Origin of the sequence: Pseudoalteromonas aurantia (genome assembly GCF_005886875.1) — a bacterium.
Classification (GTDB): Bacteria; Pseudomonadota; Gammaproteobacteria; order Enterobacterales; family Alteromonadaceae; genus Pseudoalteromonas; species Pseudoalteromonas aurantia_A.
In genome coordinates this window covers 17,241-42,033 of the sequence record NZ_PNBY01000066.1, presented here as the reverse complement: position 1 = coordinate 42,033, position 24,793 = coordinate 17,241, and the positions used below count along the sequence as shown (strand labels likewise).

The following is a 24,793-nucleotide window of genomic DNA, read 5'->3' as shown; positions in this document are numbered from 1 at the left end:
GCTTTTATGAGCGTGAGTGGGTTTAATAAATATGGCATGTGTTTTAAACCCACTCACGTACAGCCCCAAAAATAATGGTGAAATTTCTGCGGACAAGTAACAGAATTAACCGTACGAAGGCCAACAATGCGTACATCAAAACTGAATGTAAGCCACATAAAGCGTATATTCATATGTCTGTTTATATTAGGGTGTGCGCCGTTAACGCAAGCCCAAGACATGTCTGCAAAAAAAACCATAACCATCAGTGTAGCTAATGATTGCCCGCCTTACTCTTGCAAAGAAAGTAGCGTATCTAGAGGGCTTGATATAGATATCATTGAGCTGCTGTTAAAAGATATCAACATTTGCTGGAACTATGTGACTTTACCCTCGTCGAGTCGAGCATTTAGCGAGTTTAAAAAAGACCATGTCGACCTCATTTGTGCTGCAAGCTACGCTTTTAATCGCCGAGGGTTTGCTGAATTTAGTCATGCCTATCGGACTGAAATTATGCAGGTGTTTAGTCATATATCACAACAATCTCTTCAAAAAGCCCAAAGGGCAGGTTACCACTTGGCCTTAATAACGCGATTGTGGCCATTAACAGAGGCAGCGTATACGGACCTGCATTCAGTCACCTTCAAGCCCAATGTACCGATTGTGTTATCGAATTAAGTGGATCAATCGACCGTTTTGAGTTGATAAAACATAAACGTGTTAGTTTTGCCGTAGAAGATTTACTCAGCGGGCTTACTTGATAAAAAATAACACGCGCTTAATCATAACGTACGCACCACACAAATCACGGTTCACAACAACCCAGTGCACTAAATGCTACGCCCAAGAATGCTCAACGAGAAAAAGTTACGTGAATTTAACTTAGCAATCGCTAAAAATAAAGACCTTATCGAAACACTCACCAGCCAGAACATAGCGCCACTAAATCCGGCCCCCCCAACACCTAATTAGATGAGAACCACTTCATATCATGTTAATCTAACAACAGTTAATATTTAGCGTAAATTAATACAAGGACTGTATATGCCATTAGACCATTTTTAACTGACAAAAATACAATACAAAAGCTTACTGCTCATTGCTTTACTACAGGGGCTTGCCCTGCTTCTGTTACATCAAGCTCTTAAGTTTAAATGGATCATAGCAGAATCACCGGCGGTCCTATTTGCCTGCTACTGTGTTGCCATCATTTTTCCTACCCTAAGTATTTACGGGGTAACCCAACAAACAACTCGCAAGTACTACTGGTTCATAAGCCTATTTACGTTATTTTGCGCTGCTTTAGGTGCTTACACAGGCAGTCAAATCACCAGTCTCAGCAGTGACTCTTTGGGCATATACAGCTTTACATATGGTCTTGTAATGACGGTAGTTGTTTTTAAAGTACTCCTATTCAGCCAAGCCCTCATTAACGACACTAAAAAGTACTCTATTGATTACAGACTACTTATCCAACGTGCTTGCCACTTATTTATTACTCTCCTTTTTGCCGCATTATTTACACTTGTAATGTGGTTGATTTTAGTACTTTGGGCTGAATTATTTGCAGCTATCAATATCACTGTATTCCAACACCTATTTTACGAACCGTGGTTTTTCTATCCAATGCTGACTTTAAGCCACACCCTTGGCGTACTTAAAGTCAGAGACAATGCCAGCGTGGTCAATACTGTTAATCGGTTAATTCAAGTTTTATCGTTGGCACTGTTACCGCTTCTTGTCATGTTAAGTTCTCTCTTTTTAATTGCATTACTTTTTCAAGGTCTGCAACCAATTTGGGATAATGGCGGAAGTGCACTGATATTCACCTTACTCATTGCCATTTTGCTAACCCTCAATACCGCGCTACAAAGCAGTGAAGGTCAATTACTAAAGCATCATTGGACACGAATTGCTTTAACGCTCGGCGTTATATTCCTGCCAGTATACGTTGCGATAAGTGGTTATGGGCTATACCAAAGAATTGAGCAATATGGGCTATCTGTCGATCGCTTATGGGCCATCTTTATCTGGACATTTGTGGCAGCTTATTTCATCTGTTATAGCGCCGCTATTATCAAATTTAAGGTTAAGTGGTATGCCTATTTAGGCAATATCAACACCAAATTAGGGTTGATCTTAGTCGCAGCCCTTTTAGCAACGCAATCTCCCTTATTAGATTTCAGAAAACTGTCTGTCTCTAGCCAACTAGCCCATATTGACTCAGGTCATATCGATATTAACGATGTCGATTTAGACTACCTTGCCTTTGACTTAGGTCGTCCAGGAAATGAAGCGCTCAAGCAGCTGCAACAAGAGTACGGTAACACACACCCAGCCCTCAATACGCGTATTGACGCTGTACTTAAGCGCGTAACAAACTCCTATGGCAACCCCAATATTGAACAATTAGATGTAACGACTTTGCTGCAATCCAATGCGTATTTGTCTATCGAACAGCTCCCTCTGCCACTACTCAGTCGAATTCAAAACTATGCTAAACATACCAATACACACCTTTTTAACAGTAAAAAGTTAGATATTGTCGCCGTCGATATACATGGTGACACTCAAAAAGAGTATATTTTAATTGCTCATTTTGAGTATTATTTTGAATATGTGTTGTTTTATCAGCTTGACGGAAACTGGTTGGAAAAAAGCATGGATATAACACACAGTCGAAACCCATTTATAGAAAAACACGTGATCGATGCGCTTATTGAACAACAGTACACAACCCAAGCGCCTAATTTTAAAGACATTATTGTCAATGGTGAAACGATGCAAGTTAGGTAAGTATCGTATTCACCTGTTTTACCATTAAGCCCTGACGCAGCATTCATTATGTGCCATGCAAAATGTTGATACTTGGCACATAATTTATGACTCATCTCACTTAAAAACAAGCTAGAACTTGCCAAAATAGCTGTTTACAACCATCTCGATGTATTATTGCACTTAAAGTCATAAAATTGTCATGTTGACGATCAATAATACAGCGATTAAATATTAAGAGACTTACTTACGTCATGAACCACCCGCCTCTCAGGCTTAGTTTTGCTGCGCGTTCCTTAGATGAACATACACGTATCGCAACAATGCAGTATGACACGTTAACGCTAAATTACCAAAAGTCAGAGGTTATCATTAAATGTATTCTTCCTAATGATGCAATTTGTGGTGATAGTATCTCTTTATCTGCAACTTCTGTAACAGGCCGTGATGCCAGTTTTAGTGCTGAAGTAACCTTAACTAAAAGCGCATTAGATACAGGGTATGTTGAGTTATGCTTAACGGGGTATGGTTCAAGTGGTGAGTATGTATTACAACTGAATTTATTAGGTATATATAACACAATAAAAAACACCGCAGAGTTCAATGCGAAAATATATAACCCGCTTAACATCAAAACCCATGCTCACACACCTTTTTTTGGCCGTGTATGGGCCAAAACAGCAAAGCGACATGCAGCTAGTGTACTGACCTCATTGCTTTCAGTCTTTTAATCGGGAAAGCTTATTTTGCCCATTGTAATAGGTTGGTTTTGATTGCTTTCACCTTTTACTGAAGTACTTTCACCGACCAGAGTCTCATTGGCTAAAATAGCGAACAATACCGCTTCTTTTGCATCAGGGCTTATGCCTAACGCTTGACTGCTCATCACGTTATAGTCGCTCGACAGCTTTGCTCTCACCTGCGCCATCAATAACGTATTATGATACCCCCCGCCACTGACGTACACATTCACTGATTCATTCACCTGAATTACATAAGATGAGAGTAAGGTAATGTGCTCTGCAATGACCTGTGCACTGAACATATTTAATGTTGCCATCACGTCATTATGCGACAAATGGTCAGTGTTACTGTCTGTTTGAGCTTGACTCAATAATGCTAAGTTAAATACTTCTGGCCCTGTTGTTTTTGGCATATCTCGTTTAATAAAAGTAGCCGCCATTAAGCTGTCGAGTAACGCTTGATTTACTTTCCCTGACTTAGCAATCTCACCATTTTGATCATACATTACCTGAAAATGTCGCTGCATGTAGGCATCCATGATCGTATTTCCAGCACCTATATCGGAGCATAGTACCTCTGAAAATGCACAATTCTTAGGTAACCATGTGAGGTTCGCAATTCCACCAATATTGAGTAAAAGACGGTGCTCTCTTTTACTGCTGAAGTAATAGTAATCCCCATAATGTGCAAGTGGTGCGCCTTCTCCGCCAGCGGCAATGTGCTTTTGCCTAAAATCAGATAGGGTCGTAATGCGTGTTGCAACAGCAATATGATCTGCATCAGCAATTTGTAATGTACCATTGCCAAATTCACTATATTGATGCTGATGTGCTGGGCTGTGATATATCGTCTGCCCATGACTGGCAATCACGTCAATGTCATGGTTTGCAATGCCCCAGTGTGCCAACGTATCAACAATGAGCTGGCCGTGATAGGTACCTAACCATCCATTGAGCAGTGTCAAATACTCTAAATCGACCAGCGATTGTGCAAACACTTGTCTCACTTTTTCTTTAACGTGTTCGGGGTATTCACAGGTCGTAAATTGTAATAGTTTCACTTGAGTTGCCGTGCCACAGCCCCTGATGTCACATAAAGCGATGTCTAAACCATCCAGTGACGTGCCACTCATTAACCCGATGATTAAACGACTTTCTTTTTCTGCGCTTTCAACCAATCTTTTTATATGATTATGCATAAGCGGTTATGATTCACTTTCAGATGTATATAGACTCACAATAGGATAATCAAACGCGCCAAATTCGAGTTTAATTGTTGTTTGTTCATGACCTGCTAACTTAACTCTAGCGTCGGTTAAATTGCCAAATACCCGTGTGCCATCAGCCATAATTGCCACGATATGTTTGGTATCAAAAATCCTCTGCCCTGATGCCATATTTTTGATCACCACTAAAGCTGCCCTCTCCCCAGCTTGTGTGCTCATAGGGATCGCTCTAACAATGCTAAACTCACTTGGTTTAGGGTAAATTCGGGCGTCATTTTCAAAAGCACTGGCGGGCATTAACGTTTGTATTGTATCAAAATTATATACATCATTTTCAGCAACGGCATTACCTGTAGTAAATATTAACGTCAGCCAAAAAGAAAAAGTCAAAAGTTTCATAGTGCTCCATATCATAATTAAATAGTATAACGAGGCATACTACCCAGCGTCAGCTGAATAGAGCCTGATTTCTCCCTGTTTATTATTAGTTTGCAAGCCCTAGCTGGCGAATTTTATCAGTGATCACTGAATACCTGTGCCCTTCACAACATGCAAAACCAGGCAGCTGCTTCAATTTATACTTGGTAAATAAAGGGGTAGTAACACCCGTTAAAAATCGCAGTATGGTATCGGAGCTGACCGACTGAGCGCCATTTTGCAAATGCTTTTGTAAACCAAATACAACCGTACGTATATGTTCATCCGTCGGCAAAGTGCGTTTGGTGCTTTCAACTAAGGTTGCAACCGCGCCATGACACACACTACAGTGACCACACGCCTCGGGTACATTCGTATCATCAAAATACTTGGCCAAATTTGCACTTAAACAGCGATCTAACTCAAAAAACCGGATCATCGCGCCGATACGCTTTAATTCACTTTGCTCTTTCGACTTAAAATAACCATAAAGTTGCTCAACCAGACCAGGCTGGTCAAGCAATGCTTTATTAACGTCATAAACTTGCATAACGCGTTTACTTTCTAGCTCGACTAGGCCTTGTTCATGCAAATAATCAAGTGCCGATACGACCCTTTCTCTATTAACTCCCTGTGCAACTAATACAGAAATATCAACCGTTCCCCATACTTTTTTAAATTGTATAGCCGAAAACACTTGTTGTAAAAACTGTTGCCGCTCAGGGTTAAACTTTGCGTAAATTTTCTGTTCACTTTGTAATAGCTTAATACGAAAATCTGCATAATAGGCATACTGGGCCGTAAGCACACCTTGTATTTCTAATTGTACTAATAATGTTTTTAACGCCAACACACGGATATTACTGGTCTTAGATAATGCCAGCTCTTGCATATCCCAGCGTCCGTGTTGTTGTTCAGCACTTATTGTATCAATGACCGTTTGTATGCCTGATAATTCTGGTGTATCACCGTAAACAAAATTTTCAACGGTGGCAATGCCATCAAGGTTAGCTAAAACAGTGCATCGTGAGGGTGCGCCATCTCTGCCCGCTCGCCCTATTTCTTGGCTATAATTTTCGATCGATTTTGGTAAATCAAAATGAATCACAAATCGAATATCTGACTTATCTACCCCCATACCAAAAGCAATCGTTGCTACAACAATCTGCTGTTGGTTTTGCATAAACGCTTTTTGAACATTTTGCCGAGTTTCATCACCTAACCCTGCGTGATAGGCAGCCGCTTTAATACCTGCGGCTTGCAATTGCTTAGCCACTTGTTCAGCTTGTTGCTGCAATGTGACGTATACAATTCCTGATCCAGTCAGCTCTTTAATAGAGCGCACTAAGTAAGGTATTTTTTCATCTTCGTTGTGTGCTAGCACATTAATATCTAAGTTCGAACGATAAAAGCCAGTTTGAACAATATGCTGCTGCTCAATATGGAACTTTTCTGCCATATCATTTTTTACTTTCTTCGTCGCTGTTGCCGTTAAAAGCAAAACCAGCGGAATATTTAGTGCGCGTCGATATTCTGGTAACTTTAGATAATCGGGTCGAAAGTTATGGCCCCATTCTGAAATACAATGTGCTTCGTCAACTACCATCATCGATACAGGCACTTGCTTAATAAATTCTCGGAAGCGTTCATTTTTGAACCGCTCAACCGACACCATGAGTATTTTTATCTCACCTTTTCTGATCCCCTGCATAATCGCTTGGCTTTGCGCTTTTGATTGCGTTGAATCTAAACTGGCCGCCGCAATCCCCTTGTGCTGTAAAAACTCTATTTGGTCCTGCATTAAAGCTAGTAGCGGAGACACCACTAATGTGAGGTTAGGTAAATGCAATGCGGTTAATTGGTAGCAAAGAGACTTACCTGAGCCCGTCGGAAAGATAGCCAGAGATGAGTGGTCTGCGAGCAATTGGCTAATTGTTTGTTGTTGCCCTGTTCGAAAAGTGGCAAATCCAAAATGTTGCGATAAGCTTTTAAGCAGTTGCTGCTCATGCACCATAACAGTGGTCTCAGTATCTTCAATAAAGTGACTTAAAAATATCATATTTTTGCACTTTAATGTGCACTATCTAATGGTGTTGTATAAGTTTTATTTAACGTTCAACTTTATATAGTTGACCTTCATTTGAAACCAACTCAGAGGTTCATTATGGCTAATAATACCACGCCCAAAACGTTAATTTTTAATTTTGACGGCACATCAAGTGAACCCCGGGATTCCCACCAATATAGTAGCGAGCACTTTAAAGAAGACACAGGAATTAGTAACGTACTCAAACTTCACCTTATGCTTGGAGGCAAACTTCATCGTCATGCGCCATCGGCCACTGAGCAACAACTGTGTTTTTACTATTGTGGGATTGGCGACCAAGGCAGCGAGGTTAAAAAACTACTCAATCAAATACTCGCCCCAAACGACAAAGAAGTAGCTACTATTTTAACCCAAGCAATTAATGATTTTAATCATCATTTTCACCTAGGTGATAAAGTGCTATTGATAGGGTTTAGCCGCGGTGCAGCATTAGCAAGGCGATTCGCGAAATGTTTAGAACGCTTCATATCACAGGACGTCTATTTATGTGTGTTCGACACCATAGCCTCCATTGGATTTAGTAAAATAACCAAAGCGACTTGTGGCACAGAGCATGTCATTTTTCAAGACCATACTGTCGCCAATAATGTGGTTAAAGCGTTACATTGTGTGAGCTTAGATGATAAACGCCGTGCATTTGAACCAACCTTGTTTAACCATGCACAACATATAAAAGAAGTTTGGTTTGCAGGCTGCCATTCAGATATTGGGGGAGGGTTTTACCGGAGTGGATTATCAGACATCACTTTACGCTATGCACTAGAGTGGCTCATTGATCTCAAAATAGACTTAACGGTATTAAATAAAGAACACATTAACTTTCAAGCTCTCTTGCCCTACGAAAGCACCCCGTTGATTTGTGAAGATGATATTTCACTATGCCCAGATCCACTCGCTCGCAGCTATCAACATGACTACTGTTGGCTTAATAGCAGCTTTAAAGTGGTCAATCGACAATGTGCGGTATTAGAACAAGATCAAATTAGCCAGCGCCCACCGATCATTCACCACAGTGTGGCCAAGCGAATAAATACGTTAAGTGGCTATCGCCCTGAGTCTTTAAAGTCAGTACCTCACATCATTGAAGATAATAATGCGAATCACCTCACCTGTGTTGGCTTAACCCCTCATTTAACACTCAAGAATCAGCACATCACTATTTTACAAACTGGCGAGCAAGTCACCGTCAAAGCCTTTGCTTCACAAAAATACAATGCGTCTGGAGTCATGTTAGAAAAAGGCGCTACGTATCGATTTAGCACACAAGATGACGCCATTTGGTACGACAATAGTCACCCGGTCAGTATCAAGGGGTGGAATAGAGGTCAGCAAACAATAGGTATAAAACAACAAGCAATTGAATTGTTTACCCCTTATAGACGTGCCTCAAATGCACAGTGGTTTGCGCTTATGGGGTGTATAAATCACAATGATGAAACTGCGTTTTTGATAACAAATGGCTGTGAAGTTAGAATTAGTCAATCTGGTGAATTCACCCCGTTTGCCAATGATATACACAAAGATTATCAGCAAAATAGCGGCAGTATTGACCTTACTATCATTCGACTCGGGTAAAATACCTCTCACTTCACTACGGGTTATAGTATGCGTATAACTCGTAAAACGGCTATCAAAAGTTTCTCTTTAAGTCATTAATAACGAAGCAGTGTGGCTAAGGCTTCCCTTTTATCCACTCTGTATATTTCGCTTCAATACGGCGTAGTTCTGGGTTAAGTGCTTTAATGGCATTATTGATTTTGAGAACTTTATCGTAATCAAAACTCTGCCTATTCAGCATAAAATGTATGGCGTTATCGTTTACAACATATTCATGGAGCAAAATATTTTTATAACCCAGTAAACGCTTAAAGTATAACCCACTTATCTCATCTTCAATCAAAAAGTCTACACGACCACGCTTTACTAATTCCATACGTTGCGTCACGCTCGCCACTTCAAAAAACCTTTGCTCGTACCACTTTATAGTCAATATCTGAGCAAGCTCTTCACCATAATATGCGCCAGGATTTGCTGTAAACGTGTATTCAGCAGCAAATAACTCCGTGAGATTAGTAATAGGTGCCGTCATTTGATGGGTGAATAACCGCATACGTTCTCGTCGATAGCCTTTACTAAAGTGCGCAATTTCAGCACGTTCTTTGTTATAACTGGCTGAAGGCAAAACATCGATCTCACCTTTTTGTAATTCAACGATTCCCCGTGCCGAAGAAGGTAATTTTACAAATTCAATACAAAACCCTGCATGTAAAAACACCGCTTCTGATATCTCAACATCTAAACCAGAATATGACGTATCATCGTACATGACATAGGGCGGCCAGAGTGTCCCTACCCCTACTTTATAGGTCGTTGCGCATTGCGTATTCGCCCAACCTAAACAGCTTATAAAAAGCGCACAAAAAATAAATAGTTTCAGAACTAACAACCTAAAAATAAAGTAAATATACATTTAGTATGGATTACTAACCGAATAAAAACAAAGGCGCCAAAGGCGCCTTTAATCAATTAATGTGTCATTGTGACTCTACATGCGACTTGGCCCTTCCTTAGGTCAATCAAATTGCTTGATGTCAAATCTCATATACTAATTATAGCGCTTTCCACACTTGTGCTTTACCTGGCTCTTCGCCACGTGTCCACCATTTAGCTTGGTAAGTTACGCCACCATAAACACATGTGTCGCCACCAACATAGACTTTGTCAGCTTGCCACGTGTCACCACCAGCAGCTTTATTAGTGACCGTCACATCAAATGTTTGTGATGCAGATGCTTGACCATCAGATACAGACACTGACACTTGGTACGTTGTATCAGTAGTAACTTCGCCTGCAACCAATGTTACATTTGCGCCTGTTCCCGACAATGTTAGCCCTGTAGGTACTGTCCAGTTATAGGTTAGTGCATCATTGTCTGCATCAGATGCAGAAGCCGAAACAGCCACACTTGCCAGCTCTTCAACCGTTACGTTGGCAATAGGTGATAAAACAGGTGCTGAGTTTGAACCCGCAGCTTTAGCTGTTACCACAACATTGCGTGTTGCTTGGCCTTTACCATCAGATACTGTCACTGAAAGTGCATATTGCGTATCAACTGTAACTGCTGGTACAGCCACAGAGACTGACGCTGAATTCGCATTAGTAAGTACTAAAGCCGCATCACCATTCCAGCTGAAGCTCAGTGGGTCACGATCTGCATCTGTAGCACTTGCATTAACCACTACAGAAGCACCCGCAGCAATGGTCACCTGACTATCAACTGTCACAACTGGCAAACGATTGGTGGGAACACCACCAGCTAAACCATCATGCATTGCATTAAGAATATCGCCATTATCCGCATCAATCTCCCAAGAGAACAAACCACCTAAATTGTGCGTATTAACATAGGCACCTTTAGCTTTAACTGAGCGAGGTGTGTCAAATGTCAACAACTTACCGCTGCTTTTATTCCATGCATATCCAGCCTCAGCTTGCTCATCATAGCCCACTTCATACCCATTAATACCGGTACCACTTGCACCAATTAAGTTAGCAACAACGCCTTTATAATCCATGATGCCAGCTTCCCAAACGCCTTGCGCTTTTGAACCTGTAAATTTACCGTTGCCCGGTGCTGTCATTGGGTTACCTGAAATGGTGGTATTTGCATCAAAGACTCCTTCCCAACCACGACCATACATTGCCGCGCCAACGACGATTTTCTTAGAGTTTACGCCTTGTTGTAGTAATAGCTGAACCGCACTATCCGTGGTATAAGCTGGCCCTTTACGCGGCTCGCCGTTATCATCAAGGCCTGTGCCGTTACATTCGTCAGTGCTTAAATGCGATCCGCAATACAACGCCGTTTGATGACCTGTTACATTATTCCAACCACCGTAAAAGTCATACGTCATGGCGAAGATATAATCCATGTACTGCGAAGCGGCCTGATAATCTACGTCTTCAATTTTGTCATAACCAGCACCAATTGCTGATGTTAGCTCATATTTTCGGCCTGTCTCAGCTTCTAGCCCATCCAACATCGCACGTAACTCTTGCATCAAAGCAACATAAGCAGGGCCATCTTTGATCGGATCACCGAGGTTACCATTTGGACCACCGCCACCAGGGAATTCCCAGTCAATGTCTACTCCATCATAGAACTTCCATGTTTTTAAGAATTTCTTCATCGACGCAACGAACGTGTCTCGATTAGCTTTTTCTGTGAAACCATGGAATGGGTCAGATAGCGTCCAGCCACCTACAGAGGGTAATATTTTCAAGTCTGGATAACGCTGTTTAAGGGCCATTAACTGTGAGTATGTACCACGAATTGGATCTTTTGCATCAACACCAGGCAACGCTTTTTGCACTGCAGCCCACGGGTCATGAATAACGACTTCATAATCAGCTGAGCCACCACATGCTTTTTGTAATGCACGCCAGCTATTGCCATTTTCGATTTCTTTTAAGGATTCATTCGCGCCACAGATTGGAATAAAGCCATAAAGAATATGCGATAAGTTTTGTGCTGGTACTTGGGTAACATCAAAGTTACGTCCATAAATTCCCCATTCAACAAAATAAGTACCTGTTACCATGCCTGGCTTAGTACCATAGTTTTTGTTATTAGGATCTACGTTCATAGGCAATGGTGCTAAGTGACCGCCATCAGTATCAGCAATCACTATCGGCTTACCTGCACTTCTCGCACACGTTGTACCTTCACATAATTCTAAGTAAACGTTATGACGGCCTGACTTGGTATAAGGGAAAGTTACCACTCCACTTTTAGTCCCCGCAGGAAGAGTTCCTTCGTTTACTAGCATGTCGTCAAAATAAACTTTATAGCCATCGCCGCCTGCGCCACTCCAAGCATTCCACTTGAGTTCAACAGTGACAACATCTTTTGCCGTAACAATATCCTTATAAGACCCATTACCGTCTAAGTTAACTTCAACGAATGAATACTGCTGTGGTTTCCAATCAAGACTTGGTGTAGATGGCGCTGCCATTACTGCACCTGAAGCCAACGCGAGACCAACTAGGGCCGTTAATTGCTTTAGTTTCATTACTTTTCAACCTTCTTTACATGTTGTATCCAACCAATAGGGTGGATGATTGTTGTATTACTAAATTAAATCGAATTAAGCGTTTGTTTTTCTGATCATTGTTTGCAAAAACTATTGTTTTTTCCAAACTTGTGTGGTACCGGGCTCCTCGCCTACATTCCACCACTTTGCCTGATAATTCACATTGTTATGGCTAACCTTGTCACCAGCGACATATGTCTTGTTGCTACTCCATGCTGGAAATTGTGGCGCACTAATATTTTTAACCGTAACTGGTACATCTGCTGAGGTGCTGAGCTCTCCATCAGACACACTGACTGTGATTGTATAGTTCGTATCGCTCTCAACTGCAGGGGCTACCACGTCAATCGTTGCTCCAGAGCCTGAAAACGTCAGAGGGCTGGGAACTTGCCATTGATAAGTCAAAGCTTGTTGCTCATCATCAAAAGCATGTACATGTAATTTAGCCGAGGTACTTTCATCTAATATAAAAGGGTCTGGCTTGTGAATTTTTGGTGCCGTATTGGGTGCTTGAACTTGAATCGTCAGGTTATAGGTATAATTAGCATCACTAACAAACACTTCATTTGATAACAAGTTCTGCCCGTCAAAAACAATGTCACCGCTAGCTTGACGTACACCAATTTGCACTGTGTTCGCATGATCCAAATTCAGCGAATCCGCCAATAGCTGTTGCCATGATGACTCATTTTGAGCCGTGATTTTTATGGATTTACTGACAAGTTCTTTTCCGCTGGCATCAAAAATACGCGTCCACACCGTATCGGTAACGTTCGCATTTTGACCCTGTTTAATGAAGTACCCTGCGCTTGTCCATGTGACAGGGCTTGAGTCTCGAATAATCGTTATATCACTACAGTTGTAAAACCCTTCACCGACTACATCATTTCGCTGCCAGCGTGTATATAAAATAGCATCACCAACGCGATCTTGAGGAATTGACACTTTCATTTCGTAAAAGCGTTTTCCATCAGGATCTTTTACAAAGTCAACATTACCAACCTCTGTCACTAACTCAACATCCTGCCAACCCAATGTATCAACACCAGGGTTAAACGTTGGTTTACTGATATAAAACTTCCAAAAGCTCGGATTATGAGGCGTTGTTGCTCTAAACCTTATTGCTAATTCATTTTGCGCATTTGGCGTCACGTCTGTTCTTTGCCAATGCTCAGAAGGCAAATTCATCCCGCGTTTTTCATTTGAGCCAGCCGCGCACAAGGTACCATTTGGAATATTCTTTTCTACCGCAGCTTGGTTATTAAAATCCGGTGTATTCGCAGCGAATTCATGCTCTTGAATAAACTGCACATGTCCTGACTCTAAAAATGCCGCACGACATGCTAAATTTGGAATATTTGAGCCATCATCAGGCCACCAATATCCCCCTTGCGCCTGACAAATCGCTTGCCTTGCTTTTGGAAATTCCATAAAACCATGCGCCATTACTGATTGGCTCAGCACACTTAATGCCATTACTCCTAGCCCAGCGCTTATTTGTGATATTTTTCTATCTTGCTTGTTCATAATCATTCCTTTTTATAGGGCAGCAAGGCTGCCCTATAATAATTGAAGCTTACAAATTACAGACTTTTGTATAATCACCGCTTGATTCTGGCGCTTTATTTGACCACCACTTAGCCTTATAAACCTTTGTGCCTTGGATTATCAAATCACCTGCCGCCGCGTGAGTAGAACGAGGAAATGTGGGGTATACTGAAATATCAGCAATTGGTACACCTTCACAGCTCGTTACAGGACCACCATTGTCATTACCAGGCTTTGCAGCCGGCAACTTAGGATACTCGAACTTAAACGCATAGCGCTTCCCGTCCTTTTCCGCGACAAAGTTAGCTGGGCCTGTGATTGGGTTGTAGTACATGACCTGAGCATTAACACTTTCACCCGGAGTTAACGATTTAGGCACACTTCCCCATTCATTTACTAATGTGATTGAGAAGCGGTGGAATTCATTTTCAAATCCGCCAATGTTATTACCCGCTGCGTTTGACCCATTTACATCCACTGCCATTTTCAACTTTTCTTGGGCATTCCAGTTCGATTTAAAAATAGCAGAGGTTGATACCGGCACATCGAACGAAATCTTCGCACCGCTTAAATCAATATCTGAGTTATTGGTAAATACAAATGTTGGTGCTATCGGGTAGTTATCATCGCCTGTTGGGAAGTCTTTTGCCGCAAACGTCACATCGACAGATTCAGCCGGCACCGCAAATGCCGGATCTCCGTTATGGACATCATATGCAACACCACTTTGATTAAACTTGTTATAAGCCAATGATGTCATGCTAGACCCCATGAAGTACTCACCCTTCGCAGCATCGTAATCATAATCTCCAGCAAGTTCCCAGAACATGATCCCACCTAGACCATTGTTGATGACGTAATCAACCTTAGCCCCCATAGACTCTTCATCTTCAATAGAAATGAATACATTCTTCTGCGCATTCCAAAGCCATGGTGCAACGGCAACTGAATCATAATGACGTGTATAGGTACCCGTGAGTACATCTGTTGGATCAGTATCTGGTGTTAAACCGTAAATACCTAAATAGCTTGGCGTGATCCCATTCTCTAAGTTTTTGGCATGCCATAGTGGATTTGAACCCGCAGGTACTTCATAGCCATTATCATTTTTGTCATGCCATAAATTATCAATGCCAACAGCGCCGTCGCCACACTTGTTTTTGTCACCTACGCCAGTACCTGGTGCACAGTCAGCTTGATTGGCGAGCGCGGCTTGGCCCCATAAACCATTTGTACCACCTTGTACGTTTTGGAAACCACGAGTGTAATATGGAAGCCCAATATTAATACGCCCTGCTGATATTGCGCCTCTGAAGTAACGTACAGCCCAATCAGTATTAAGGTAACCAATGCCTTCAAATTCTTTGGTGCCGTATACATTCCATTGTTTTAATTCTGAATCTAATCCAGTATCAAACAACGCGGCATTATGACCAACATGAGAGTTCCAAGCACCATGTAAGTCGTAAGACATAATATTGACGTAATCTAGGTACTTCGTTACTTGGAAAGTTTCCATACCGCGCAGTAAATAACCTGATGATGGAGATGCAATTGTTAACATGTAATGCTTACCGTCAGCCTCACCCGCTTTATCGAGTACTTCACGTAAACGCTTCATTAGTACTTGGTATGATGCGTTCAAACCAGCACGACGTGCATTTGAAATAGGGAAGTCATCAGGATGGCCTGAGTCTTTCATAGATGATGGGTATTCGTAATCGACATCAACACCATCAAATCCATATTTTTTAATAAAATCAACAGAGCTTTGTGCAAATGCTTCAATACCTGCGTGGTTCACAGAGCCATCAGCATTGGTCGTCATCGTGTAGAAACCACCACTTTTTACACGTTTACCATCACCACCAAAAAAACCACCTGTTTCAGCCCATCCACCAACTGAGATTAAGGTTTTAACATCAGGATGCTGTTTTTTGTATTTATTTAACAGGTTAAAGTGGCCTTTGTACGGTAAGCTTGGGTCCAGTTCCGCACCAGCGACACCTGGCCACTCCATATTAGTTGCAGGGTTGCCTGGCGCATTAGGATCACCAATTGATACTTTGTTTGCTGCATCAACATGCGCAAAAGCATAGTTAATGTGTGTGATTTTATCCCAAGGAATGTCATTCACTAGGTAGCTAGGCTGACCGTTAGCACCATTTCTCCAACTAGTGAAGTAACCTATCACTCTGCGTGGATGATCAGCACCCATCACCTCACGGCCGTTTTCATCATAAATTGTACAGTAAGGTGTGTTCACACCCGGCGTTTGATAAAGGCCAGCAGGTTGACAGGCATCGCGGTTGTTCACTTGACCCGCTTCAATAACGGTTAACGTTTTACTTACCTCCCCAGTAGCACCCTTATCATCAGTTACCGTTAACGTAAATGTGACAGGGCCTAATTGAGCAGCTTGCCATGTATGCGCAGTTGCAGATCCATTGCTTGATGCAACTTCAACACCATCAACGGCAAAGCTTAACGCTGTTACTTGCCCGTCACTATCACTACCAGACAAGTTAAACTCTACGCTTGAACCTACCACTAATTCAGCGGGCAGACTAGCTAACTCTAATGCTGCTACAGGTGCTTTGTTCACAGGATCAACTACCTGCTTAACAATCACTTGATTGCTCAATATCGTTGACACCGCACCTTTATCATCAGTGGCTTTCACTGAAATCACATGTGACCCCTCTTGCGCAACCCATGTTCCATCAAACATATCTGCTGATGCTTGTGTATCGGTGGCGATGAGAACGTCATCAACATAAAAATCGACTTTACTAACAGTGCCATCTGCATCTGTTGCATTAACACTAATGGCAACGCTGTCATTAGTGTTAAATTCAGTACCTGACTCGGGCGTCAACCCAGAAACAACTGGTGGCGCATTAGTGATAACGCTGTCACAAACACCCAATTTAATCCATTCTTGCCATGATTTTGAATGGGTGACAGGGTCAACTTTATTCCACCACTGGGATTCATAAGCTGCATCAGCTCTTTGTACAACCTCACCCTTAACGTAAGCCGTATTTTCCTTCCACACAGGTAAGCCTGTACAGTCATAAGGTAAATTTGACGCGTTGCTAAAGCCAGTAAATAATCCTAATGAAATGGCACTATACCTCAGTGCCGACTTGAACATTTTTTGAGTTCTCATGATTTCTCCAACCTTTACAAGTAACCTTTGCTTAACAAATTAACATTAAAAGTAACACATAGTTCCAACCCGTCAATGTACCCAAGTTCATTTTTCAACCAACAAACACACCAAAAATAATAATAATGTCGTATTTCCATTGTTATTGAATGAGTAATATTCAGTCACCGGAAGTCAATATTAATATGAATTTGACTCATCTTTATGTTTGCTAATATTTATTAATTAAATTATTAAAAACATAAACTTGGGAGTGGGTATATTGAATTCATTACTAATAGAGACACTTTCGGATTAAATTACCTAATGAATATAAAACCCCAACATAAATAACCAAAAGTAATAACATATATTTTTAAGTTATAAAAATACCTATAATATTTACTAAAATTTTGATTTTGGTATAACTTATGAAGTAATTTTACTGTGATGTTTAGAGTTATAATGTAGTGATTTTAAAATAAAATATTCTTTATACAGTATTAAAAATGAAAAATAGCGCCTCTATTTTCAGTATTATTTAGTAATGGGGAGTAACAATTTGAAACATTCTGGTAAAAAATAATAAAAATAAACGAGTTGAAAAAGCACTAAGCTTCGCCTGAGTAATTAGCTGTTAATATGTAAATTGAGATAGGCAGTTACACAAAACTAGTTACAGTCTCGAAGGGAAGGAGAATGAGCTGGCCTTCGGTTAAGCGCTCCTGTAACGGACCGCTTAGCCTTTCTAAAGGTTAGAGTCAGGCTCTGTCAAGATAGGCAGACTACAGCGGATCAGTGAGCCTTGCTGTATACTACTTTCAATATATATATCTCCTTTGTGCTCTTTTATAATGCTATAAACGATAGCCATTCCCATCCCGGTACCTTGGCCTACGGGTTTGGTGGTATAGAAAGGTTCAAAAATTCTATTCATGGTTTCATCATTCATACCACAGCCATTGTCTACTATTTCAATGTATATGTGTTCAGTATCGGCGAAGAGCTTAACAATTATATGTGGATACTGTTCTGTCGTTAAGTCACATGCATACTTTGCATTAAGCAATAGATTTACGAACAGCTGATTAATAGCAGATAAATTACAATAAGTGAGCGGCAACCCCTCTTTAATACACTCTACCTTGCTATTTTTTAATTGATTAGTGAGTAGCTTTATCGCACTATCCAGTGATTCCGTGACGTCTGACATCGCCATTAGATTGTTTTTTGGTCGTGCAAAACTCAGTAAGTTAGTCACAATCGCGCTTATTCTTTTAAGCCCTTCATGGGTATCATCTAATAACTCATCTAAATCTTCTAAAATTAACTCTAAGCTAAGCGCACTATCGAGCTTAGTGATAGCCTCTACCACCTCTTGTTCTGATATTGACTGTGATATTTGTTTTTGTGCTAACTGTAATAGAGTCACTAAAGTGGGTTTTAAGTAGCTAATACTTTCTAAGTTACTGGTCACGTAGGCAAGTGGATTATTGATCTCATGAGCCACACCTGCCGATAAAGTACCAAGCGTCGCCATTTTCTCTGTTTGCATTAATACTGCTTGCTGATTTTGTAATAGTTCAATCTTTTCCTCTAATGCTTGGTTTGCATTAAAAAGCGCCCGTGTTTTGTCTTCAAGTAAGCACTCAAGTTCATCTTTTGCCGCCTTTTCTCTTAAATAGGCTTTTTCGAAGTTGTAGCCTGCTTTACTCATACAATCACCTGTTTAAATCTCACCTCAATAGCACACTCATCAGCCCCTTTGTGCATACATTCAATATGTTTCAAAGTCACAGTCATATTATAATGAGCAGCAGCGCCATAAATAAGCCCCTCTGCGCACAAACAGAGTTTTCGGCTCGAATAATAATGCATCAAAATCAATCCATCCTCTATCACTTTACACCTTATTTTCGGTAAATTTGGCTCTTGATATAGCTTAGCAACTTCCGAGTGGATCACTGAGTCAATGCTCATAATAAGTGAAACAAATCCATCAAACTTTGCAATAATTGTTGAATGGCGCGGCAATAAGTAACCAAATAAATACTCACCGAATGCTTTTAATACCTCTGCTATAGGAAGCTGTAATGCAACAGCAACATATTGCGCCAACCCAACTAACTCATCATCAGGGTAACTCTGGACAGATATATATACTCTATCTTCAGGTGCATTTTTTTCCAGTAGCGTATCCCATACAGCCATACCGCACTTTTCAATTACTAACGACTCGAGCCCTCTAAAAATAACCCCTTTCATATACTACCCTTTTGAGATTTTTGCCATTCAAAGTACCAATCTTGCGTTACCTGTAATAAATTTAATTCATCCAGTAACTTATAATCAACGGGTTTTAAATCAAATCCACCATTGTAATATACATGTTCAACAATTTTATGAATAAGTGTCGAACTAATCTCGCTACATAATGGCAACGCCTCGACCAGTTGAGCCCTGACAACCTCTCGCTCAAACCCCCACAAAGCTAATAAATAAGCGGTTAGCGCATTTTTTGATACACGATCTTTATCTTTGCCTAATTGAACATAGCAGCTATTAGCTAACTCCCCAACACAACTCAATAAGCCAGCGGCAAAAGATACTCGCTGAGACTGGCTGTCTTTTCCTAGCCGTTTTGCTAGAGAATGGGCCATTGTAGCTCGGCCAAATGCGCCCTCAATAATTTTATCTACCTCTGCCTGTTTAGCATGATTTAATAGCTGTTGAGACAAATTACAACATACTACTATTGCTTCTAACCCCTCTAAACCAATCCGAATAACCGCTTGCTTAACATCATGAGTATGTTGCTCAAAACCCATGAATGCTGAATTTGCTACCTGCAGTATTTTACCCATCATTATAGGATCATGACTTATCTGCTCAGCTAAAACCGCCATATTTGGTTGTTCAGTGTGCAGTTCTTGTAGTAAATTTTGCGCTACGGTGCTTATATACGGGAGTTCACAAAGTTGTCCTAATATGACTCTCACTGGCTTACAAATAGGCAGTTCTTCTAGTAATAAAGCACTCTCTATCACTTCTATTAAGTGGGTTTCAGTAAACGGTTTTACTAAATGGAAATGAATCGTGTTATTCATTTGCCATTGATAGCTGTCTTTCAAATCTCCCGTTAATAGGCATCGAACAGCAGCGGGGCACACCTCTTTAGCCAGTTTCAAAATCTCTGTACCGGATACAAAAGGCATCATAGAGTCACAAAAAATGACATCAGGCATCCCATTATTATTAATGCACTTAATAAATTCTTCAGGGTCCTGCAAACAAGTAATATGAGCTTGCCTATACATTCTACTTAACGTTCTCGAAAGCGCTCTTAAAAGCAGTTCGTCATCGTCAATTAACAATATATTTAATTTTAATTTAGGCATTCATTCCATCCGCAGCCACAAAGTATTTGTTTATACCTAAAGCTTAGTCTAAATTTATCAACATACATACCCATCTAATGCGCTGTTTTTTAATGGAAGATTTTGAAGAGTTCACAAGTAAACCTATACAAATAATGTGCCTAGACGACGAACCAAGTGTATTAAGGGCTTTAGTCCGGTTACTTCGTCATCATAAACTACAAGCGATCCCTTTTACAGAAGGGGTTGATGCGCTTGATGCCCTGTCAAAACAGGAATTTGCACTCATCATTAGTGATATGCGCATGCCAAATATGAATGGCGCGGAGTTTTTAGAAAAAGCAAAAGCCTTGGCGCCTGATACACAAAGAATATTGCTTACAGGATATTCTGACATGATTTCTACCGTGAAAGCCGTAAACCAAGGTAAGATCCATGCCTATGTAGAAAAGCCTTGGCAAAACCAACGGTTAATTTATCTCATTGAGCAAGGGATCGAGAAATATAGACTTATAAAACATAATCAAGCATTGCAACAACATGTCATTGAGCAAAACAATAAACTAAAAGAGCTCAATGACTCATTGGAATTACTTGTTGACAAAAGAACCAAACAAATTCGTCAAATCCTCAAGCAGCTTGAAACATCAAATGAACATGAACGTACCGATCACAAAGCAACAGTAGAGCTGCTCTACAACTTTATTAATGCAAATCCGAATTTAGACGCGCAGCTGGCAAAAAACATCGCAACCACCTGCTTACAAATCGCAAAAGTACTGAAGCTAAGCGATAGGCTTATTGAAATGGCGAATATGGCGGGGTATTTAGCACAAGTTGGCCTGCTGGCAATGGATCCTGCACTGTATAAAGTGCCCACGGCGCAATTGAACGAGCAACAACGAAAGTTATTTTACACGCACCCAGCCACCGCACAACTCATGCTAATGCCTGCGCAACACCTTAGTGAAGTGGCTGAAGCAATATATCATCAGTTTGAAAAATATAACGGCAACGGCATTCCAAAAGGACTGAAAGGCAATGACATACCAATCTGTGCCCATATTTTATCCGTTGCACGAGACTATTGGCAAAATATAGAATCCAGCCAAAAGCCCGATGAGCAAAAGCTTGCCGACGCATTAGAGCTGATAAAGATGTACAGTGGTAACTTTTACCACCCTAAAGTGGTGATAGCACTGGAGACTACACTCAATGATAAAGCAAACGCACAATCTGATAATGTACGTTCAATGGACATACTCACTTCAAAACAACTTAAGCCTGGTATGGTTCTTGGCCTTGCAATTCATAGCCATAAAGGGATCATGCTGCTGCCAAAAGGCCATGAGTTCAACGAAAAATCCATCGCCAAGTTACAGCAACTTGAAACGCAAAAACCCACGCCTTTTAGAATAATGATAAAAGATGGTTAGCGCTTAAAGCGAACGACAAGTTCGTACATATCATTGGCAACCACAGTTAAGTTTTGACTAACAGTTTTAACGTTGTCGGCACTATCTAAACTGGTATTTGCCAATGATGCTATATTCACTACTTGTTGATTAATATCATCAGAAACAGCAGCCTGCTCTTCTACAGACGTAGCTATTTGCATCGACATATCATTAATATTTTCAATTGCCCCATTAATTTTTTCTAGCATGAATGTACTTTTTTCTAGCTGCTCAATACCAAATTGTGATTCGCTTTGCCCACGCTGAGCAATTTCAACAGAATGTTGGGTACTTTGCGTTAATTCATGAATGATGGTGTGAATTTCCTGCGTCGATTGCTGTGTTCGTTGCGCCAAGTGCCTCACCTCATCAGCAACAACCGCAAATCCTCTCCCCTGCTCTCCGGCACGAGCAGCTTCAATGGCAGCATTTAAAGCTAACAAATTCGTTTGCTCGGCAATTTGATTGATGATTTGCGCAACATCTGCGATACGAGTCGTTTGCTTAGACACCCCTAATACCGAATCTCGGATCAGGCCCACTGTATCTCCTAATTCTAAAATTGCCTGTTTTGTCACTTTACCCACTTCAGCACTTTCATTGGCTAACTGCAAAGAATTCAGCGCTTCATTCGCCGTTGACTGAACATGACTTGACACATCATTGATTGTGGTACTCATCTCATTCATTGCCGTCGCAACTTGCTCTGTTTCAAGCTGTTGCTGTTGCAGCTTTGTATAAGACTCACTTGCGCCAATGAGTGAACTATCGGCGCCTCGAGCCACTTCTTTTGCTGAATTCTCAATTCGCGTAATAACCGTATCTAAATGCGCCTTCTCACTTAATAGTCGCACTTGGATCTGCGCCATTTTCCCCCCCCAAGTGGTATAAACTTGTGTTGCAACCTCATCGCAAAAGCTATGTGATAACGAATCCTCTAAGCGAGATAACTGCTCATTATCACGCCACAAGTTATAACCACTTAACCCCAAGCAATTAATAACAAGCCAAATGAATGCGCCACCTTGTGATAAATAAAACCATAGCAGAAGGGAAGATAACACCATAAATATCGGCCAAATTGCGCGTAACTTTGGTAGTTTATAAGCTGCTTGCTGATTAGAGTGAATTGACGAGTATAATGCTTGCGCACGCTCTACCATCGCTCGTTCTGGCAAGGTACGCACGGATTCGTAGCCAATTACTCTGCCATTGTCTGTAACAGGTGTGACATAAGCATCAACCCAATAAAAATCGCCATTTTTACATCTGTTTTTCACCAACCCCATCCATGCTTTCCCTGCTTTTAACTGCTTCCACATTGTTTCAAAAACAAGCGCAGGCATATCCGGGTGCCTAACAAGGTTATGAGGTTGACCAATTAATTCTTCGCGTGTAAAACCACTGACTGACATAAATGCCTCATTACAATCAACAATATTTCCATGTAAATCAGTGACTGAGATTAGCTTAGTATGCTTATCAAAAATTTTCTCTGTATTTGTTACTGGTTGACTCAGACGCATAAATCCTCTTTAAGACTAAAAACAATAACAACGTATCTTTTAATTCATTATTGTGACGACGCAGCAGCACTAAAAATATGATTTGAAATACGAAAAAGAGTCGAGAAATTACGTGTATCATGACTGGCATGCAAGGGCGAAAAGATAAAATGTTTCGAAAATAAGACTAAAGAATGAATAATATATTGAAGTTTTCTATTATTCATTAGAATAGATCCACTTTTCAGTGACGTACGTAGTACTAATCTTGTAAAATTGGAAATAGATCAGGTGATTCACCACAATGATCTATTACACTCTCAAATCTGCATTATAAGTATGCTTTAAGGAGCTTTGCGTGTCCCGTTTCTCGGCAATAACAGATAACCCGCACGACCAACGATTCAACCAAAAAACAGGGATCTTAGTCACTAATTTAGGCAGCCCTGATGCGCCTACAGCAAAAGCACTCCGAGTCTATTTGGCTGAGTTTTTATCAGATCCACGTATTGTAGAGATCCCACGATTAATATGGTTAATGATACTCCACGGCATAATTCTTCGAGTGCGTCCAAAAAAATCAGCAAAAGCTTACGAGTCAATTTGGACAGACAATGGCTCACCGTTAGTCCACATCACAAAGCAGCAGGCTAGCAAGTTATCAAAACTAATTAAATCTGAAGGATATGAAAACACCGAAGTAGTTATGGCAATGCGATACGGAAACCCGTCAATTGAATCAGGACTAGAAGCATTACGAGATAAAGGGTTAACTCGTATCATTGTCTTGCCCCTTTACCCGCAATATTCAAGCCCAACGACAGGATCTACATTTGACGCCGTCGCCACCGTACTAAAAAAATGGCGCTGGGTACCTGAGCTGCACTTCATTAACGGCTATCATAAAACGCCAAAATATATCTCGGCACTAGCAGCCTCTATTGCTGAAGATTTAAGAGAGCATGGCACACCTGAAAAAATCGTATTTTCATATCATGGTATGCCAAAGCAATTCTTGAGCAACGGCGACCCGTATCATTGCTTATGTCACCAAACAACCAATTTGGTCGTGAAAGAACTTGGGATTGATAAAGATCTAGTCATAACCACGTTTCAGAGTCGCTTCGGTAAAGCGGAGTGGTTAAAACCTTACACAGATGCAACGTTGACGGACTTCCCTAAACAAGGTATAAAAAATATAGCAATTGTAAGCCCAGCCTTTAGTGCGGATTGCTTAGAAACCCTAGAGGAATTAGAAGAAGAAAATCGCGAGATCTTCGAGCATGCCGGCGGCGAACATTATCGTTATATTCCCGCGTTGAATGAAAGAGACGACCACATCGACGCCCTTTATGACGTGGTAAAAACATTGCTTTAAACACGAATAGCGCGTCACATGACGCGCTATGTTACTC

The 24,793-nt window shown here is 40.9% G+C and carries 17 protein-coding genes; 6 read left to right on the top strand and 11 right to left on the bottom strand.

The features are described 5' to 3' along the window. Positions 1-126 precede the first annotated feature (126 nt). The 3 genes from CWC18_RS13560 (at position 127) to CWC18_RS13550 (ending at position 3,485) form a co-directional block, all read left to right on the top strand. Positions 127-657, top strand: a complete 531-nt coding sequence (locus CWC18_RS13560; RefSeq protein ID WP_138591082.1) for a transporter substrate-binding domain-containing protein — start codon at positions 127-129, stop codon at positions 655-657. Between the two features lie 387 nt (positions 658-1,044). After that, positions 1,045-2,775, top strand: a complete 1,731-nt coding sequence (locus tag CWC18_RS13555; protein WP_349666245.1) for a DUF4153 domain-containing protein — start codon at positions 1,045-1,047, stop codon at positions 2,773-2,775. A gap of 233 nt (positions 2,776-3,008) precedes the next feature. Beyond that, positions 3,009-3,485 carry a hypothetical protein gene (locus CWC18_RS13550; protein ID WP_138591086.1) on the top strand — a complete coding sequence of 159 codons (477 nt, stop codon included), beginning with the start codon at positions 3,009-3,011 and terminating at the stop codon, positions 3,483-3,485. Here CWC18_RS13550 and CWC18_RS13545 read toward each other — a convergent pair. The 3 genes from CWC18_RS13545 to CWC18_RS13535 all read right to left on the bottom strand — a co-directional run bounded on the left by CWC18_RS13545 (position 3,482) and on the right by CWC18_RS13535 (position 7,154). Beyond that, on the bottom strand, positions 3,482-4,696 hold the full coding sequence (locus tag CWC18_RS13545; protein WP_138591088.1) for an anhydro-N-acetylmuramic acid kinase: 1,215 nt from the start codon (positions 4,694-4,696) through the stop codon (positions 3,482-3,484). The genes CWC18_RS13550 and CWC18_RS13545 overlap by 4 nt on opposite strands. Positions 4,697-4,702: 6 nt before the next feature. Beyond that, on the bottom strand, positions 4,703-5,122 hold the full coding sequence (locus CWC18_RS13540; protein ID WP_138591090.1) for a hypothetical protein: 420 nt from the start codon (positions 5,120-5,122) through the stop codon (positions 4,703-4,705). Between the two features lie 85 nt (positions 5,123-5,207). Beyond that, positions 5,208-7,154, bottom strand: coding sequence for a RecQ family ATP-dependent DNA helicase (locus CWC18_RS13535; RefSeq protein WP_138591156.1), 1,947 nt, complete (start codon positions 7,152-7,154; stop codon positions 5,208-5,210). A 150-nt stretch (positions 7,155-7,304) separates the two neighbouring features. Between CWC18_RS13535 and CWC18_RS13530 the strand changes: the two genes are divergently transcribed. Further along, complete coding sequence (locus CWC18_RS13530) at positions 7,305-8,822, top strand: phospholipase effector Tle1 domain-containing protein (RefSeq protein WP_138675456.1); 1,518 nt, start codon at positions 7,305-7,307, stop codon at positions 8,820-8,822. Positions 8,823-8,919: 97 nt separating this feature from the next. Here CWC18_RS13530 and CWC18_RS13525 read toward each other — a convergent pair whose 3' ends face one another. The 7 genes from CWC18_RS13525 to CWC18_RS13495 form a co-directional block, all read right to left on the bottom strand. After that, on the bottom strand, positions 8,920-9,717 hold the full coding sequence (locus CWC18_RS13525) for a substrate-binding periplasmic protein (RefSeq protein WP_432760748.1): 798 nt from the start codon (positions 9,715-9,717) through the stop codon (positions 8,920-8,922). Between the two features lie 139 nt (positions 9,718-9,856). Then, positions 9,857-12,319: a glycosyl hydrolase family 18 protein gene (locus tag CWC18_RS13520; RefSeq protein ID WP_138591094.1), complete on the bottom strand. Its 2,463-nt coding sequence runs from the start codon at positions 12,317-12,319 to the stop codon at positions 9,857-9,859. Positions 12,320-12,430: 111 nt separating this feature from the next. After that, on the bottom strand, positions 12,431-13,867 hold the full coding sequence (locus tag CWC18_RS13515) for a lytic polysaccharide monooxygenase (protein WP_138591096.1): 1,437 nt from the start codon (positions 13,865-13,867) through the stop codon (positions 12,431-12,433). A 49-nt stretch (positions 13,868-13,916) separates the two neighbouring features. Continuing rightward, entirely contained in the window at positions 13,917-17,060 is a 3,144-nt protein-coding gene (locus CWC18_RS13510; protein ID WP_138591098.1) for a glycosyl hydrolase family 18 protein, read from the bottom strand. 727 nt (positions 17,061-17,787) lie between these two features. After that, the gene (locus CWC18_RS13505) at positions 17,788-18,756 is read right to left on the bottom strand and encodes a sensor histidine kinase (protein WP_138591100.1); all 969 of its coding nucleotides are present in this window, start codon (positions 18,754-18,756) and stop codon (positions 17,788-17,790) included. Further along, a complete protein-coding gene (locus CWC18_RS13500) occupies positions 18,753-19,304 on the bottom strand; it encodes a heme NO-binding domain-containing protein (RefSeq protein ID WP_138591102.1) in 552 nt (183 codons plus the stop codon). The genes CWC18_RS13505 and CWC18_RS13500 overlap by 4 nt, the downstream gene beginning before the upstream one ends. Then, entirely contained in the window at positions 19,301-20,437 is a 1,137-nt protein-coding gene (locus CWC18_RS13495) for an HDOD domain-containing protein (RefSeq protein WP_138675455.1), read from the bottom strand. The genes CWC18_RS13500 and CWC18_RS13495 overlap by 4 nt, the downstream gene beginning before the upstream one ends. Before the next feature lie 92 nt (positions 20,438-20,529). Here CWC18_RS13495 and CWC18_RS13490 point away from each other — a divergent pair, with 92 nt between their 5' ends. Next, positions 20,530-21,852, top strand: coding sequence for an HD domain-containing phosphohydrolase (locus CWC18_RS13490; RefSeq protein ID WP_138675454.1), 1,323 nt, complete (start codon positions 20,530-20,532; stop codon positions 21,850-21,852). Here the strand turns inward: CWC18_RS13490 and CWC18_RS13485 are convergent. After that, complete coding sequence (locus tag CWC18_RS13485; RefSeq protein ID WP_138675453.1) at positions 21,849-23,399, bottom strand: methyl-accepting chemotaxis protein; 1,551 nt, start codon at positions 23,397-23,399, stop codon at positions 21,849-21,851. The genes CWC18_RS13490 and CWC18_RS13485 overlap by 4 nt on opposite strands. Positions 23,400-23,736: 337 nt before the next feature. On the opposite strand from CWC18_RS13485, the gene hemH reads away from it, so the two are divergent. Beyond that, positions 23,737-24,756, top strand: coding sequence for a ferrochelatase (hemH, locus tag CWC18_RS13480; protein ID WP_138675452.1), 1,020 nt, complete (start codon positions 23,737-23,739; stop codon positions 24,754-24,756). Positions 24,757-24,793: the final 37 nt, after the last annotated feature.

What these genes read in the sequence shown, in the direction of transcription:
- CWC18_RS13560 (WP_138591082.1), top strand. Translation starts at nt 127, where the DNA reads ATGCGTACATCAAAACTGAATGTAAGCCACATAAAGCGTATATTCATA.
- CWC18_RS13550 (WP_138591086.1), top strand. Translation starts at nt 3,009, where the DNA reads ATGAACCACCCGCCTCTCAGGCTTAGTTTTGCTGCGCGTTCCTTAGAT.
- CWC18_RS13545 (WP_138591088.1), bottom strand. Translation starts at nt 4,696, where the DNA reads ATGCATAATCATATAAAAAGATTGGTTGAAAGCGCAGAAAAAGAAAGT.
- CWC18_RS13540 (WP_138591090.1), bottom strand. Translation starts at nt 5,122, where the DNA reads ATGAAACTTTTGACTTTTTCTTTTTGGCTGACGTTAATATTTACTACA.
- CWC18_RS13535 (WP_138591156.1), bottom strand. Translation starts at nt 7,154, where the DNA reads ATGGTGCATGAGCAGCAACTGCTTAAAAGCTTATCGCAACATTTTGGA.
- CWC18_RS13530 (WP_138675456.1), top strand. Translation starts at nt 7,305, where the DNA reads ATGGCTAATAATACCACGCCCAAAACGTTAATTTTTAATTTTGACGGC.
- CWC18_RS13525 (WP_432760748.1), bottom strand. Translation starts at nt 9,717, where the DNA reads ATGTATATTTACTTTATTTTTAGGTTGTTAGTTCTGAAACTATTTATT.
- CWC18_RS13520 (WP_138591094.1), bottom strand. Translation starts at nt 12,319, where the DNA reads ATGAAACTAAAGCAATTAACGGCCCTAGTTGGTCTCGCGTTGGCTTCA.
- CWC18_RS13515 (WP_138591096.1), bottom strand. Translation starts at nt 13,867, where the DNA reads ATGAACAAGCAAGATAGAAAAATATCACAAATAAGCGCTGGGCTAGGA.
- CWC18_RS13510 (WP_138591098.1), bottom strand. Translation starts at nt 17,060, where the DNA reads ATGAGAACTCAAAAAATGTTCAAGTCGGCACTGAGGTATAGTGCCATT.
- CWC18_RS13505 (WP_138591100.1), bottom strand. Translation starts at nt 18,756, where the DNA reads ATGAGTAAAGCAGGCTACAACTTCGAAAAAGCCTATTTAAGAGAAAAG.
- CWC18_RS13500 (WP_138591102.1), bottom strand. Translation starts at nt 19,304, where the DNA reads ATGAAAGGGGTTATTTTTAGAGGGCTCGAGTCGTTAGTAATTGAAAAG.
- CWC18_RS13495 (WP_138675455.1), bottom strand. Translation starts at nt 20,437, where the DNA reads ATGCCTAAATTAAAATTAAATATATTGTTAATTGACGATGACGAACTG.
- CWC18_RS13490 (WP_138675454.1), top strand. Translation starts at nt 20,530, where the DNA reads ATGGAAGATTTTGAAGAGTTCACAAGTAAACCTATACAAATAATGTGC.
- CWC18_RS13485 (WP_138675453.1), bottom strand. Translation starts at nt 23,399, where the DNA reads ATGCGTCTGAGTCAACCAGTAACAAATACAGAGAAAATTTTTGATAAG.